At 61.9% G+C, this 13,415-nt stretch carries 14 protein-coding genes and 6 tRNA genes; 9 read left to right on the top strand and 11 right to left on the bottom strand.

What is annotated here, in order from left to right; translation table 11 throughout:
- Positions 1-83 precede the first annotated feature (83 nt).
- Entirely contained in the window at positions 84-371 is a 288-nt protein-coding gene (locus tag HU738_RS23780; RefSeq protein ID WP_186604828.1) for a hypothetical protein, read from the top strand.
- Entirely contained in the window at positions 362-640 is a 279-nt protein-coding gene (locus HU738_RS23775) for a hypothetical protein (RefSeq protein ID WP_186604830.1), read from the top strand. Before HU738_RS23780 ends, HU738_RS23775 begins: the two co-directional genes overlap by 10 nt.
- A gap of 293 nt (positions 641-933) precedes the next feature.
- Here HU738_RS23775 and HU738_RS23770 read toward each other — a convergent pair.
- Positions 934-1,009, bottom strand: a tRNA-Thr gene (locus HU738_RS23770).
- 70 nt (positions 1,010-1,079) lie between these two features.
- Entirely contained in the window at positions 1,080-1,490 is a 411-nt protein-coding gene (locus HU738_RS23765) for a pilin (RefSeq protein ID WP_186604832.1), read from the bottom strand.
- 216 nt (positions 1,491-1,706) lie between these two features.
- Between HU738_RS23765 and HU738_RS23760 the strand changes: the two genes are divergently transcribed.
- Genes HU738_RS23760 through yacG form a run of 4 tightly spaced genes read left to right on the top strand, consistent with a single transcriptional unit; the run spans position 1,707 to position 4,604 of the window.
- Positions 1,707-2,915, top strand: a complete 1,209-nt coding sequence (locus HU738_RS23760; RefSeq protein ID WP_186604834.1) for a type II secretion system F family protein — start codon at positions 1,707-1,709, stop codon at positions 2,913-2,915.
- A 2-nt stretch (positions 2,916-2,917) separates the two neighbouring features.
- Entirely contained in the window at positions 2,918-3,784 is an 867-nt protein-coding gene (locus HU738_RS23755) for a prepilin peptidase (protein WP_186604836.1), read from the top strand.
- Positions 3,784-4,407, top strand: coding sequence for a dephospho-CoA kinase (coaE, locus tag HU738_RS23750; RefSeq protein ID WP_176506943.1), 624 nt, complete (start codon positions 3,784-3,786; stop codon positions 4,405-4,407). The genes HU738_RS23755 and coaE overlap by 1 nt, the downstream gene beginning before the upstream one ends.
- Complete coding sequence (yacG, locus tag HU738_RS23745) at positions 4,404-4,604, top strand: DNA gyrase inhibitor YacG (RefSeq protein WP_054886117.1); 201 nt, start codon at positions 4,404-4,406, stop codon at positions 4,602-4,604. Before coaE ends, yacG begins: the two co-directional genes overlap by 4 nt.
- A 73-nt stretch (positions 4,605-4,677) precedes the next feature.
- On the opposite strand, the gene HU738_RS23740 is transcribed toward yacG, so the two are convergent.
- Entirely contained in the window at positions 4,678-5,385 is a 708-nt protein-coding gene (locus HU738_RS23740) for an energy-coupling factor ABC transporter permease (RefSeq protein WP_186604838.1), read from the bottom strand.
- Between the two features lie 86 nt (positions 5,386-5,471).
- Between HU738_RS23740 and HU738_RS23735 the strand changes: the two genes are divergently transcribed.
- The 3 genes from HU738_RS23735 (at position 5,472) to HU738_RS23725 (ending at position 7,787) form a co-directional block, all read left to right on the top strand.
- Positions 5,472-6,101: a DUF1780 domain-containing protein gene (locus HU738_RS23735; protein WP_152959241.1), complete on the top strand. Its 630-nt coding sequence runs from the start codon at positions 5,472-5,474 to the stop codon at positions 6,099-6,101.
- Between the two features lie 132 nt (positions 6,102-6,233).
- Positions 6,234-6,407: a DUF3094 domain-containing protein gene (locus HU738_RS23730; protein WP_060512989.1), complete on the top strand. Its 174-nt coding sequence runs from the start codon at positions 6,234-6,236 to the stop codon at positions 6,405-6,407.
- Between the two features lie 84 nt (positions 6,408-6,491).
- Positions 6,492-7,787 (top strand): NAD(P)/FAD-dependent oxidoreductase, encoded by a 1,296-nt coding sequence (locus tag HU738_RS23725; RefSeq protein WP_054886114.1) that lies wholly within the window; start codon positions 6,492-6,494, stop codon positions 7,785-7,787.
- A gap of 93 nt (positions 7,788-7,880) precedes the next feature.
- Here HU738_RS23725 and HU738_RS23720 read toward each other — a convergent pair.
- From HU738_RS23720 to rluD, 8 genes are all read right to left on the bottom strand, one after another.
- A tRNA-Lys gene (locus HU738_RS23720) sits at positions 7,881-7,956 on the bottom strand.
- A gap of 6 nt (positions 7,957-7,962) precedes the next feature.
- Positions 7,963-8,039: transfer RNA gene (locus HU738_RS23715), tRNA-Pro, on the bottom strand.
- A 49-nt stretch (positions 8,040-8,088) separates the two neighbouring features.
- Positions 8,089-8,164: transfer RNA gene (locus tag HU738_RS23710), tRNA-Lys, on the bottom strand.
- 6 nt (positions 8,165-8,170) lie between these two features.
- Positions 8,171-8,247 (bottom strand) — tRNA-Pro (locus HU738_RS23705).
- 4 nt (positions 8,248-8,251) lie between these two features.
- A tRNA-Asn gene (locus tag HU738_RS23700) sits at positions 8,252-8,327 on the bottom strand.
- Positions 8,328-8,793: 466 nt separating this feature from the next.
- On the bottom strand, positions 8,794-11,358 hold the full coding sequence (clpB, locus tag HU738_RS23695) for an ATP-dependent chaperone ClpB (protein ID WP_176510282.1): 2,565 nt from the start codon (positions 11,356-11,358) through the stop codon (positions 8,794-8,796).
- Between the two features lie 228 nt (positions 11,359-11,586).
- Positions 11,587-12,327: a peptidoglycan editing factor PgeF gene (gene pgeF, locus HU738_RS23690; RefSeq protein ID WP_186604926.1), complete on the bottom strand. Its 741-nt coding sequence runs from the start codon at positions 12,325-12,327 to the stop codon at positions 11,587-11,589.
- Positions 12,324-13,286, bottom strand: a complete 963-nt coding sequence (rluD, locus tag HU738_RS23685) for a 23S rRNA pseudouridine(1911/1915/1917) synthase RluD (RefSeq protein WP_027918228.1) — start codon at positions 13,284-13,286, stop codon at positions 12,324-12,326. The genes pgeF and rluD overlap by 4 nt, the downstream gene beginning before the upstream one ends.
- Positions 13,287-13,415: the final 129 nt, after the last annotated feature.

The following is a 13,415-nucleotide window of genomic DNA, read 5'->3' as shown; positions in this document are numbered from 1 at the left end:
CGTAGCGAGAAACACCCGGCAACTGTTCTCCACGGAAAACCAGCCGAACATTTCTTACCATAGCGGCCAGCAAAGGAGCGGCCGTGGTCACCACCCCATCCCCCATTTTCAAGATGAAACCCGCCGAATTGGTAGAGCACCCCACAGGCGGCACAGCCTTTGGCGTGATCCCACCCATTTCTGCCATGAACCTCAATCTTGCCGAGGGTAGGGTCTACGTCAAAGTCGGCCTGCACTTTCAGGCGAAGGGCGGCCATGCCAGCGGTCATGGCATACTGCACATCTGGCACGGTAAAAAGCGTTTCTCCGCAAGCGGGGGATTAATAGCCCTGACCACCTGGCTGCTTTTATTGCCTCCCTCATGGCCTTAGGCACCGAGATCTATCACGATGCCAACCATCCTTCGGCTGCAAAAAAGCGCATCACGCTGCTGCGAACAGTAGACGGCACGCTCACGCTGGAGCCCCGCGAAGGTGATCGGGTGCTCGGATTCCACTATTCCGTGGTGACCTGGACGCCCCAACCCACTCCACGCGGTACCAAAGTTGGTGAAATCACCATCGACTGGGCAAAAGAAAAGGCGACCCTTTCGGAGTCGCCTTCGGATGTTAATGAGGCTGTAGTCGCAGCGATTCTTTAGTTTCCGGATCTAGATCCATCAGTTCAGAACCCAGTCGAATCATCGGCCGTATGGTGGGGCCTATCGACTGTCCCTACGTCAGTGAGTACCAGTTTCACTGCTGCCAGATTCGGGGGGCCAATTACTGGCAAGCCATGCCCAAAAATGCGCGTTTGCAGTCCTCGCCGAACATTCTCGAAGATTTGCCCTGAAAGGTCAAACCACCCATTTTCGGCAATTTGTTTCAGCATCCGGAATGTGCACGACTTTTTTCAAAGCACAAAAAGGCCTGCATCGCTGCAAGCCTTGATATATGGTGCCGGAGACAGGAATCGAACCTGCGACCTTCGCGTTACGAGTGCGCTGCTCTACCGACTGAGCTACACCGGCGTGTAGCGCAACGTACCACTGCCGCACCCGCCGCGTAAACCCCTGTTTCCCCGGCTTTATTCCCCTTCCCTCAGGACGCTTTGCAGCCCTTCGGCGCAAGGTCTCCCTCAATGTTGGTAGTGCAGGCCCAACCAGCAGGCGAGCGGGTCAGGGTCAGGCTCTTGCCCACCACATTGGCCGGTGCATCAACCAAGGTGCATGCAATCGTCCCAGTTCCGTCCGCCGCCTTGCTGCTGACCGTAATCGCACAGTTCGCCGTAGCCGGCTGGCCACCCAACTCAGCCACACTCCCCACATCCTTGCCTTCATTCAAGCGCAGCTCCATCGCCGTCTTCAGCGCGCTGATCTCCAGCAACCCGGCTGCAGCCTTGGTGCGGGACTGGTGGTTGGTGTACATCGGGATGGCAATGGTCGCCAGAATGCCGATGATCGCGACGACGATCATCAGTTCGATCAGGGTGATACCGCGTTGCCCTTTCATGAACGATTTCCTTTTTGATACGTGTACTGGTGGAGGTCAGGCTCGCCCCCAGCTGGCAGCGGCGCAGTAGGCCTGAACAGACACCTTTTGTCACCCCTGCCTGCCAGGGCGTCATCTTCGCTGAACTACTCTAGTGAGCATCACCGACGCACGCCCGCTCATGGACGCGGCAAGCTGTTTCCAGGCTTGTCGCACGAGCCGAAAAGGACCTTTGCAATGAACCCATCTACACACCTCTACACCTGGCGCGGCACGGATGCCAATGGCGCCGCAGTCAGCGGCCAGGTCAGCGGGCGCAGCCCGGCCTATGCGCGGGCCGGCTTGCAGCGCCAGGGCATCCACGTGCTCAGCCTGCGGGCGGCTGGCGGGTTTGAATGGCGTTTGCCGAAAGCTCGGGATAAGACCGACCCGGCGGGCTTCAGTCGGCAGCTGGCGACCTTGCTCAAGGCCGGGGTGCCGCTACTGCAGGCCTTCGAGGTGATGGGGCGCAGCGGCTGCAGTGCGGGGCAGGCAGCGTTACTGGATAAATTGAAACGGGATGTGGCCTCGGGCCTGGGGCTGGCGGATGCGCTGCAGCGCCATCCGGCGTGGTTCGATGGGTTGTACTGCAACCTGATTCGTGTGGGCGAGCAGTCCGGTACGCTTGATCGGCAGCTGGAAAAACTGGCGGGGATGCTGGAGCAACGCCAGATGCTGCGTAAGCGAGTACGCAAGGCGATGCTCTATCCGTTGCTGCTGTTGCTGACCGGGTTGGGGGTTTCGGCGGTGTTGTTGCTGGAGGTGATTCCTCGTTTCGAGAGCCTGTTCGCCGGTTTCGATGCCGCGCTGCCGGCGTTCACGCAGTGGGTGATCGACTTGTCCACAGGGCTGGGGCGCTATGCGCCGTTGCTGTTGATAACCGCGCTTGGCCTGGGCTTCGCCGTGACCCGGCTGTATCAGAAGCATGCGCCAGCCCGCTTGTGGATAACTGCACAGGCTTTGCGCCTGCCTTTGTTCGGCAGGCTGTTGAGCCAGGCGGCCCTGGCGCGCTTCGCTCGTACCCTGGCCACGTCCTATGCTGCGGGGGTGCCGTTGCTGGATGCGCTGGTCACCGTGGCCAAGGCCTGTGGCGATGACCTGCACGAGCAGGCGGTGCAGCGCTTGCGCCAGGGCATGGCCAACGGGCAGGCGCTGAATCAGGCAATGGGTAATGAACCGCTGTTTCCGCCGTTGTTGGTACAACTCACCGCCATCGGTGAAGCCAGCGGCACGCTGGACCAGATGCTGGATAAGTCCGCCAGCCATTACGAGGAACAGGTCAGCCAGACGCTGGACCAGTTGACCAGCCTGCTGGAGCCGGCCATCGTGCTGATCCTGGGCTTGCTGGTCGGTGGCCTGGTGGTGGCGATGTACCTGCCGATCTTCCAGTTGGGTAGCTTGATCTGAACATGACTTCATGGACTTTGCTGGCCGAGCAGCCGGCCTACTTCATCACCCTGGCGGCTGTGCTCGGCCTGCTGGTGGGCAGCTTCCTCAACGTGGTGGTGCATCGCTTGCCGATCATGCTGGAGCGCCAATGGCAGCGTGAGGCGCAGGAAGCATTGGGCCTGCCGACCACCGAATACCAGCGCTTCAATCTGTCCCTCCCCGCCTCCCACTGCCCGCACTGCGGGCACGCGATCCGCGCCTGGGAGAACATCCCGCTGCTGAGTTACCTGGCATTGCGCGGACGCTGCTCGGCCTGCAAGCAGCCGATCAGTGCGCGTTATCCATTGGTCGAGTTGGCCTGTGCGCTGTTATCGATGGTGGTGGCCTGGCACTCCGGCGCTGGCATCGAGGCGCTGGCCCTGCTGCTGTTGACCTGGAGCCTGCTGGCACTGAGCCTGATCGACCATGACCAGCAGATCCTGCCCGATGTCATCGTGCTGCCAACGCTGTGGCTGGGCTTGATCGTCAATGCCTTCGACACCGTGATGCCGTTGCCCGCCGCATTGTGGGGCGCAGTGGCGGGGTACCTGAGCCTGTGGTCGGTGTACTGGGTGTTCAAGCTGATCACCGGCAAGGAGGGCATGGGCTATGGCGACTTCAAGCTGCTGGCGCTGATCGGTGCCTGGGGCGGCTGGCAGGTATTGCCGTTGACCTTGCTGCTGTCATCGGTCATCGGCGTGGTGGCGGGCCTGTGCCTGCTACGCGTGCGCAGGCAATCCGTCGGCACGGCGATACCCTTTGGCCCTTATCTGGCCATTGCGGGGTGGATTGCTGTGCTCTGGGGTGATGAAATGTACGCCTTCTACCTGCAACTGTTTGGAATGTGATGACCACCAAGGCCTTCACCCCCTGGATTCTCGGGCTGACCGGCGGCATCGGCAGCGGCAAGAGTGCCGCCGCCGAGCGCTTCGTCGAACTTGGCGTGCACCTGGTCGACGCCGACCAGGCAGCGCGCTGGGTGGTCGAACCCGGTCGCCCGGCACTGGCGAGCATCGTCGAGCGCTTCGGCACCGGTGTGCTGCTGGATGATGGCCAGCTGGACCGCGCAGCGTTGCGCCAGCTGATCTTCGCCGACCCGGCCCAGCGCAAGTGGCTGGAGCAACTGCTACACCCGCTGATCGGCCAAGAGATCTTCAGTTACCTGGCCAAGGCCGAGTCGCCCTATGCGGTGTATGTGTCGCCGTTGCTGATCGAGTCGGGCCAGTACCAGAAGGTCCAGCGCGTGCTGGTGATCGATGTGCCGCAGGAGCTGCAAGTGGCGCGCACCCTGGCGCGTGACAACACCAGCCCTGAGCAGGTACAGGCCATTCTCAAGGCCCAGCTGGCCCGTGAGGAGCGCCTGGGCCATGCCGACGATGTGGTGGTCAATGATGGCGACCTCGCCGCACTGCATGAGCAGATTGACCGCCTGCACCATTTTTACCTGACTTTACGAGGAGGCCAGCCATGAGCCAGCCATTGACCGTCGATTGCCCGACCTGTGGCGCACCTGTGGAATGGAACGAGAAGAATGCATACCGGCCGTTCTGTTCCGATCGCTGCAAGCTGATCGACCTGGGCGCCTGGGCGGCCGAGGAACACAAGATTCCGGTGGCGCCGGATGCCGAGGATGAGCTGTTTTCCGGGGAGCTGGAGCCGCGGCACTGATCTGATTCTCGGCGGCTGCACTGGCCTCTTCGCTGGCGCGCCCGCGAAGAGGCCGGCACTGCCAATTCAATTCTCAGCGCTCATCATCCTTCCACGGCGCCTGCAGATACCGGGTGCGGTTGAACGTCTCCAGCCATTCCGGGCAGAACACCACCAGCGCACTGATCACCATGCCGTTGATGAACGCCTCCGGGAATATCATCAGCCACAGGTAGCCGATAAAATCGCTGAGCCACTCCGGCATCGCAAAGCGACCATCCAGCCATAACACCGCCAACGCCACCGGCACGCAAATCAGCACCGTCAGCGCAGCGGGAAAGAACCCCGAACAGAAGATGTAAACGAACAGGTTTCGCGGCTGCGCCCGCTCCACCAGGATCGCGCACACTTCGGTGATCAGCACCGGCAAGCCCACCAGCAGCAAACCGTTGACCCCAAGCGCCGCAAGGTCCTGCCGCCCCAGCGCCAGCAACCCCAACTGGGCGAGGAAACCGCCCAGAACGGCCAGCGGCCAGTCCAGCAGCAAGGTCACTGCCGTCATGCCGATGAAGTGGTAAGACACACCCGTGTCGAAATCGCGCCGGACCAGCCACAGCGCGAACAGGCAGAACACCGTGCCAAACAAAAGGTGCTGACGGCGCCGGTCGGTCACCAGTTCCACCCAGCGTGTACGGCTGGCGGCCCAGATCAGCAAGGGCACGTAACCCAGCCAACCCACGGCAAGGCTGGTTGTGGATAAAACCTGCGCGCTGATCACCTGGAACATATCCCTTTCGGCCATGTGGACAAGCTGAGTCTACACCCTGCCCCGTTTCCTACGCACAAACAGCATCTTACCGTCATCGATTAGCGGCTAAGCTTGTTCCCATGGATGACTCAGATTACCTGCGCCTGCTTACCATCCAGGCCGAACAAGCCAATGCCTTTCTCTCCAACGCCCGCAAGTGGGAGCGGGAGCGCTGGGTGTGCCAGCGCCTGCTGCAAGGGCTGAACATCCCCTACCGCAGCGAGGACTTTACCCCGGCCGGCCAGGAGCCACCGGATGTGCTGTTCCGCGATGCGGCCTTCGAGGTGTTCTTCGTGCTCGACGAAGGCCGCCGCCTCAACGACGAGTGGCGTGAGGAACTGCAACGCCGGCGCAGTGCCTTTTCCCTGGCACAGTTGGTGCGCCGCGAAGCCCGCCCCCGGCGCATCGCCGCCGCCGAGCTGCTCGGGCGCCTGGCGCCAACCCTGCGCAAGAAGGCGCACAACTACCGTGAGCGCGGGCTGGACCTGGGCGAGCTGGACATCATCGCCTTTGCCAGCCTCAAGCGCGAAGTGCTCGACCTCAATACCCATTTTCCACCGCCCACCGAATACCTGCGCCAGGGCTGGCGCTCGCTGTCGCTGGTCGGGCCGACGTTCGCCCGCGTGCTGTTCGCCCACCCCGACGCGCCGGACTTTCTGCGTGGCAACCTGGGGCGCAGCATTGTCTTCGACGTGGGCATCAGTCTTTGATCCACTGCCGAGAGTCTTTGCGATGGCGTAAACTCGGCGCCAGGGATAGAAAGCATTATCATTTGTTTGACGCGCTTGCATGAACGCTGTGGCGTTCGTGCAGTCACAAACGTCTATCTGACGAGGCCCACCATGACCAGCCGCCTGAACCCGGAAGATCAGCGTCGTGTCGATGAGTATCTGCGAGCCCCCCAGCATCAAGTCGAGCGCCGGCCTTTCCGGCCCTGGCTGCTCCTTGTGCTGGTATTGGCCGTGACCATCGGGTTGGGTCTCATCAGCCGCCTGCTGAGTGAACTGGTGCTATGAGCTGCTTGGCGCTCGCCCTTCCCTCTCGCAGTTTGCGGCCGGCCCCTGTGGCCACGAATTCCGTAAACCTTATGAGATATTTCCATGACTCATCGCATCGTGATTGTCGGCGGCGGCGCCGGCGGCCTGGAACTGGCGACCCGCCTGGGTAAAAGCCTGGGCAAGCGCAAGCAGGCCGAGATCACCCTGGTCGACGCCAACCTTACGCACATCTGGAAACCCCTGCTGCACGAAGTGGCCGCCGGCTCGCTGAACTCCTCGGAAGATGAACTGAACTACGTGGCCCAGGCCAAGTGGAACCACTTCAACTTCCAGCTGGGCCGCATGAGTGGTCTGGACCGTGAAGGCAAGCAGATTCAACTCGCCGCCACCCTCGATGACGAGGGCCGTGAGTTGCTGCCTGCGCGCATCCTGGGCTACGACACCTTGGTCATCGCCGTGGGCTCGAATACCAACGACTTCGGCACCCTGGGCGCGGCGCAGCACTGCCTGTTCCTCGACACCCGCAAGCAGGCCGAGCGCTTCCATCAGCAGCTGCTGAACCACTACCTGCGTGCCCATGCCGGTGACGTGGCCAGCGAGCAGATCAGCGTGGCCATCGTCGGCGCTGGTGCCACCGGTGTGGAACTGGCCGCAGAGCTGCACCACGCGGCCCACGAACTGGCGGCCTATGGTCTGGACCGCATTCAGCCCAAGGACATGCACATCACCCTGATCGAGGCCGGCCCGCGCGTGCTGCCCGCACTGCCGGAGCGTATCAGCGTGCCGGTGCACAAGACCCTGGAGAAACTCGGGGTGAAAGTGATGACTAACGCGGCGGTCAGTGAAGTGACCGAGGATGGCCTGAAGACCAAAGACGGTGAAGTGATCCAGGCCAGCCTCAAGGTGTGGGCGGCAGGTATCCGTGCGCCGGGCTTCCTCAAGGACATCGACGGCCTGGAAACCAACCGCATCAACCAGCTGGTAGTGCGCCCGACCCTGCAGACCACCCGCGATGACAACATCTTCGCCTTCGGTGACTGTGCCGCGTGCCCGCAACCGGGCAGCGACCGCAACGTGCCACCACGGGCCCAGGCCGCGCATCAGCAGGCTTCGATGCTGGCGCAAAGTCTGAAGGCTCGGCTGGAGAACAAGGCGCTGCCAACCTACGCGTACAAGGACTACGGTTCGCTGGTGTCGCTGTCGCGCTTCTCGGCGGTGGGCAACCTGATGGGTAACCTGATGGGCAGCGTGAAGCTGGAGGGCTGGCTGGCGCGGATGTTCTACGTGTCGTTGTACCGCATGCACCAGATGGCGTTGTACGGGTTCTTCCGCACGGCACTGATGATGCTGGGCAGCAAGATTGGCCGAGGCACCGAGCCACGCCTGAAGCTGCACTGACCGAACATGAAGGGTCGCTTGGGCGGCCCTTCTTTTTGCCCATTTTTTCGAAGCAAAGAAAAAGGGCATCTCATTCGAGATGCCCTTTTTGCATGGTGGGTCGTGTAGGATTCGAACCTACGACCAATTGGTTAAAAGCCAACTGCTCTACCAACTGAGCTAACGACCCTGAAAATGGTCGGGGTGAGGGGATTCGAACTCCTGACATCCTGCTCCCAAAGCAGGCGCGCTACCGGACTGCGCTACACCCCGAGGTCTTGCTTAAAAAAAAGGGCACCTCATCGAGATGCCCCTTTTTACATGGTGGGTCGTGTAGGATTCGAACCTACGACCAATTGGTTAAAAGCCAACTGCTCTACCAACTGAGCTAACGACCCGGAAAATGGTCGGGGTGAGGGGATTCGAACTCCTGACATCCTGCTCCCAAAGCAGGCGCGCTACCGGACTGCGCTACACCCCGAGATTGGCTCCGCGACCTGGACTCGAACCAGGGACCCAATGATTAACAGTCATTTGCTCTACCGACTGAGCTATCGCGGAACTGAACTTCGGCACATCTTTACAACCTCGAAGCCTGTGTTAGCTTCGGACTCTTGCGCTTCTTCGCTTTCGCGTTGCAGCTGCTGAGGCCGGCTATTCTACATTCTTCGTTTTGCTTGTCAACCACTTTTTTTCATTCAACTTACTGATTTGTAAGTTGTTTTGCGGTCACCGATGTTGCTGGTGATTCGCTTAGTGCCTGACAACGCGGCGTATATTAGGGGCACTCGTTTGTTGATGCAAGCAGAAATTTCAAAAATTTCAGCAGGTTAGCCTGAAAGCCCGGAAAGCCCCGAATTTGCTGGGCCTGCACGGCCTCTTCGCGGGTGAACCCGCTTCCCACAGGGTCGCCACAAGCCCTGAGACCCGTGCAGTCCTTGTGGGCGCGGGCAGGCCCGGGAAGCGGCAGACCCAGATAAATTGATAAAAAAAGCCCCGCAGATGCGGGGCTCATTTGCAGCAGTGATCAGGCAAAGACGATTTCGTCGCCTTCCACCTTGGCGGTAATCGCCGTGCCCGGCATGAACTTGCCTGCCAGGATCAGCTGCGCCAGCGGGTTCTCGATCCAGCGCTGGATCGCCCGCTTCAGCGGCCGTGCGCCATACACCGGGTCGTAACCCACGGCGATCAGCTTGTCCAGGGCCTCCGGGCTCAGGCTCAGCGACAGCTCGCGTTCGAGCAGGCGGCTGCGCAGGCGGCCAAGCTGGATCTCGGTGATACCGGCGATCTGCTCGCGGCCCAATGGCTCGAACACCACCACCTCGTCGATCCGGTTGATGAACTCCGGTCGGAAGTGCGAACCCACCGCGTCCATCACCGCCGCACGCTGCGCCTCGCGGTCCCCCACCAGCTCCTGAATCTGTGCCGAGCCCAGGTTGGAGGTCATCACGATCACCGTGTTGCGGAAGTCCACGGTGCGGCCATGGCTGTCAGTCAGGCGGCCGTCTTCCAGCACTTGCAGCAGCACGTTGAACACATCCGGGTGCGCCTTTTCCACCTCATCCAGCAGCACCACCGAATACGGCTTGCGGCGCACGGCCTCAGTCAGGTAACCGCCCTCTTCATAACCGACATAACCTGGCGGAGCGCCGATCAGGCGAGCCACGGAGTGTTTCTCCATGAACTCGGACATGTCGATGCGCACCATGGCCTCTTCGGTGTCGAACAGGAACTCGGCCAGCGCCTTGCACAGTTCGGTCTTGCCCACACCGGTCGGGCCGAGGAACATGAACGAACCACTGGGTCGGTTCGGGTCGGACAGCCCGGCACGCGAACGGCGCACGGCGTTGGCAACCGCGGTCACCGCCTCGCCCTGGCCGATCACCCGCTGGTGCAGCAGCTCTTCCATCTTCAGCAGCTTCTCGCGCTCGCCTTCGAGCATCTTCGCCACCGGGATGCCGGTCCACTTGGATACCACTTCGGCAATTTCTTCCTCGGTGACCTTGTTGCGCAGCAACTGGTTCTCGGTCTTGCCGTGCTGGTCGACCATCTGCAGGCTGCGCTCCAGGTCGGGGATCACCCCGTATTGCAGCTCGGCCATGCGGCTCAGGTCGCCTTTACGACGGGCGGTTTCCAGTTCCTGACGGGCCTGCTCGATCTTTTGCTGGATCTGCGCCGAGCCCTGAACCTCGGCTTTCTCCGACGCCCAGATCTCTTCCAGGTCGGAATACTCCCGCTCCAGCCGCTCGATTTCCTCGGTCAGCTTCTCAAGGCGCTTCTTGGCCGCCTCGTCTTCTTCCTTCTTCAGCGCCTGGGACTCTACCTTCAGCTGGATCAGGCGACGGTCGAGGCGGTCGAGCACTTCCGGCTTGGAGTCGATTTCCATACGGATGCGGCTGGCCGCTTCGTCGATCAGGTCGATTGCCTTGTCCGGCAACTGACGGTCGGTGATGTAGCGGTGGCTGAGCTTGGCCGCGGCAATGATCGCGCCGTCGGTGATGGCCACCTTGTGGTGCACTTCATAACGCTCTTTCAGGCCACGCAGGATGGCGATGGTGTCTTCCTCGCTCGGCTCTTCCACCAGCACCTTCTGGAAGCGCCGCTCCAGCGCCGCGTCCTTCTCGATGAACTGGCGGTACTCGTTGAGCGTGGTGGCGCCAACGCAGTGCAGTTCGCCACGGGCCAGGGCCGGCTTGAGCATGTTGCCAGCGTCCATGGCGCCCTCGCCCTTGCCGGCGCCGACCATGGTGTGCAGTTCGTCGATGAACAGGATGATCTGGCCTTCCTGCTTGGACAGTTCGTTGAGCAGGCCTTTGAGGCGCTCTTCGAACTCGCCACGGTACTTGGCACCGGCGATCAGCGCGCCCATGTCCAGCGCCAGCAGGCGCTTGCCTTTCAGGCCATCGGGCACTTCGCCGTTGATGATGCGCTGGGCCAGGCCTTCGGCGATGGCGGTTTTACCCACGCCAGGCTCACCGATCAGCACCGGGTTGTTCTTGGTCCGGCGCTGCAGCACCTGCACCGTCCGGCGGATTTCATCGTCACGGCCGATCACCGGGTCCAGCTTGCCCTCCTCGGCGCGCTTGGTCAGGTCGACGGTGTACTTGTCCAGGGCCTGGCGCGACTCTTCGGCGTTGGCGTCATTCACCGCCGCTCCGCCGCGCAGGTTGTTGATGGCGTTTTCCAGGGCCTTCTTGCTCACGCCCTGGCCGAGCAGCAACTTGCCGAGCTTGCTGTTTTCGTCCATGGCGGCAAGCAGCACCAGTTCACTGGAGATGAACTGATCGCCCTTTTGCTGGGCCAGGCGGTCGGCCTGGTTGAGCAGGCGCGCCAAGTCCTGCGACATGTTGACGTCGCCCGTGGGGTTCTGGATTTTCGGCAGTTGGTCGAGTTCTTTCACCAACGCCTGGCGCAGGCTGTTGATGTCGAAGCCGACCTGCATCAGCAGCGGCTTGATCGAACCGCCCTGTTGTTCGAGCAAGGCCTGCAACAGGTGCACGGGCTCGATGGCAGGGTGGTCCATGCCAACGGCCAGGGATTGGGCATCGGATATCGCAAGCTGGAGCTTGCTGGTCAAACGGTCTATTCGCATGGTGTACCTTCCTTTAAAGGGCAGGTCGGAGCGATGGACAGCGCCTGTTTATGAAGAAACCTGCCTGAGATGACCTTATAGATAAGGGTGATTCTGGAAGATTCAAGCGTAGCGGGGTTGACCTTGATCAACCTGTTGGATTAACGCTGGGGCGATCGCGGATGAATCCGCTCCTACAGGTTTCGCGTTCCCTGTAGGAGCGGATTTATCGCGAGAGGCCAGTACAGGCTAGCGCGGGTCCAGCCAGACCAGCGAAGCGAAACGCCCCCCTTGCGGGGTTCGGCGATAGGAGAAGAAGCGGCCATCACTGACCGTGCAGTAACCACCGCCATAAACAGCCGTCACCCCACGCGCCGCCAGGCGAATGCGCGCCAGCTCGTAAATGTCGGCCAGCAACTTGCCCGGCCGCTCGCCGTCGACGAAGGCCCTGGCCGCTTCAGGATGCACGGCGGTAAAGGCATCGCGCACCTCCAGCCCCACTTCGAAAGCCTTGGGACCGATGGCCGGCCCAAGCCACACCAGCACCTCTTCAGGCGCCACGGCCAGGCGATCGAGGGTCGCCTCAAGCACGCCGCCCGCCAGCCCGCGCCAGCCAGCATGGGCTGCCGCCACGCGAGTACCGGCGCGATCACAGAACAGCGCCGGCAGGCAATCGGCCGTCATCACGGTGCAGGCGATACCTGGCTGGTCAGTCCAGCTGGCATCGGCTTCGGCCACCACGGCCGGGTCGGCATCCGCCACCACTTGGCCATGCACCTGCTTGAGCCAAGCTGGCCGGATAGTGAAGGTGTCACTCAGGCGACGACGGTTCTCGGCAACCGCGACCGGGTCATCGCCCACGTGATCGCCGAGATTGAAGGATTCGTAGGGCGGCAGGCTGATACCGCCCTCGCGGGTAGTGACGCAGGCACGAACCGAGGCCGGGGCTGGCCAGTCGGGAAACAACAGCGACTGCGTCAGGCCGCTCATCCGATGAAGCTCTCGCGGTCCTGGTTGAGCAGCGACAGCAACCAGACGAAGTCGTCCGGCAGCGGCGACTCCCACTTCATGATTTCACCGGTAATCGGGTGGGCCAACGCGAGGAAACGCGCATGCAGGGCCTGACGCGGGAAGGTCTTCACCGCCTCGACCATGGTTGGGCTGGCAGCTGGCGGAATGCGGAAGCGCCCGCCGTAGGTCTGGTCACCGACCAGCGGGAAGCCGACATGGGCCATATGCACGCGAATCTGGTGGGTACGGCCGGTTTCCAGCTTCACGCGCACATGGGTGTGCGAGCGGAAGCGCTTGAGCACACGATAGTGGCTGACCGCCGGCTTGCCGCCGTCGGTTACCGCCATACGCTGGCGCATGCCGCCGTGGCGACCGATCGGTGCATCGATCTTGCCGCCAGCGGTCACTACACCAATCACGATGCACTCGTAGATGCGGCTGACTTTACGCGCTTGCATCTGTTCGACCAGCTTGGTCTGCGCCTGCAAGGTCTTGGCTACCACCATCAGACCCGTGGTGTCTTTGTCCAGGCGGTGAACGATACCGGCGCGCGGCACGTTGACGATGTCCGGCACATGGTGCAGCAGCGCGTTGAGCAAGGTACCACTGGCATGCCCGGCAGCCGGGTGCACGACCAGCCCGGCAGGCTTGTTGATCACCATGATATGGTCGTCTTCGTAGACGATATCGAGTTCGATATCTTCTGCGATCCACTCACCCTGGGCCTCTTGCTCGGCCTCCAGGATAAGTTGCGAACCACCGTGGACCGGGTCCCGAGGGCGCACGACGGCGCCATCGACCGTCAGGCGGCCTTCTTTGATCCACGAAGTAAGCCGCGAACGCGAATACTCGGCGAACAATTGGGCGGCGACCTGGTCGAGGCGTTGGCCGCCCAGTTCGGACGGGACCTCTGCGCTAAGTTGAATGATCTCGGACATGCTCGATTCGGCGGGCGCACAGCCTTTGGTTTCGGCTGCGAGCTTGTGGTTAAATACGGCTTCTTTTGTCCCGGGGTTGGCCGGGGCGCTCATCATAACAGGACGGCACCGCCCAAGACAGCGGCCGTC

The sequence above is a fragment of the Pseudomonas vlassakiae genome, from assembly GCF_014269035.2.
Lineage (GTDB): Bacteria > Pseudomonadota > Gammaproteobacteria > Pseudomonadales > Pseudomonadaceae > Aquipseudomonas > Aquipseudomonas vlassakiae.
The sequence above is the reverse complement of the archived record's forward strand: the minus strand, read 5'-3'. Positions and strand labels throughout refer to the sequence as shown.

What these genes read in the sequence shown, in the direction of transcription:
- HU738_RS23725 (WP_054886114.1), top strand. Translation starts at nt 6,492, where the DNA reads ATGACTCATCGCATCGTGATTGTCGGCGGCGGCGCCGGCGGCCTGGAA.
- clpB (WP_176510282.1), bottom strand. Translation starts at nt 11,358, where the DNA reads ATGCGAATAGACCGTTTGACCAGCAAGCTCCAGCTTGCGATATCCGAT.
- HU738_RS23740 (WP_186604838.1), bottom strand. Translation starts at nt 5,385, where the DNA reads ATGGCCGAAAGGGATATGTTCCAGGTGATCAGCGCGCAGGTTTTATCC.
- coaE (WP_176506943.1), top strand. Translation starts at nt 3,784, where the DNA reads ATGACCACCAAGGCCTTCACCCCCTGGATTCTCGGGCTGACCGGCGGC.
- pgeF (WP_186604926.1), bottom strand. Translation starts at nt 12,327, where the DNA reads ATGAGCGGCCTGACGCAGTCGCTGTTGTTTCCCGACTGGCCAGCCCCG.
- HU738_RS23775 (WP_186604830.1), top strand. Translation starts at nt 362, where the DNA reads ATGGCCTTAGGCACCGAGATCTATCACGATGCCAACCATCCTTCGGCT.
- HU738_RS23760 (WP_186604834.1), top strand. Translation starts at nt 1,707, where the DNA reads ATGAACCCATCTACACACCTCTACACCTGGCGCGGCACGGATGCCAAT.
- HU738_RS23765 (WP_186604832.1), bottom strand. Translation starts at nt 1,490, where the DNA reads ATGAAAGGGCAACGCGGTATCACCCTGATCGAACTGATGATCGTCGTC.
- HU738_RS23755 (WP_186604836.1), top strand. Translation starts at nt 2,918, where the DNA reads ATGACTTCATGGACTTTGCTGGCCGAGCAGCCGGCCTACTTCATCACC.
- yacG (WP_054886117.1), top strand. Translation starts at nt 4,404, where the DNA reads ATGAGCCAGCCATTGACCGTCGATTGCCCGACCTGTGGCGCACCTGTG.
- HU738_RS23730 (WP_060512989.1), top strand. Translation starts at nt 6,234, where the DNA reads ATGACCAGCCGCCTGAACCCGGAAGATCAGCGTCGTGTCGATGAGTAT.
- HU738_RS23735 (WP_152959241.1), top strand. Translation starts at nt 5,472, where the DNA reads ATGGATGACTCAGATTACCTGCGCCTGCTTACCATCCAGGCCGAACAA.
- rluD (WP_027918228.1), bottom strand. Translation starts at nt 13,286, where the DNA reads ATGTCCGAGATCATTCAACTTAGCGCAGAGGTCCCGTCCGAACTGGGC.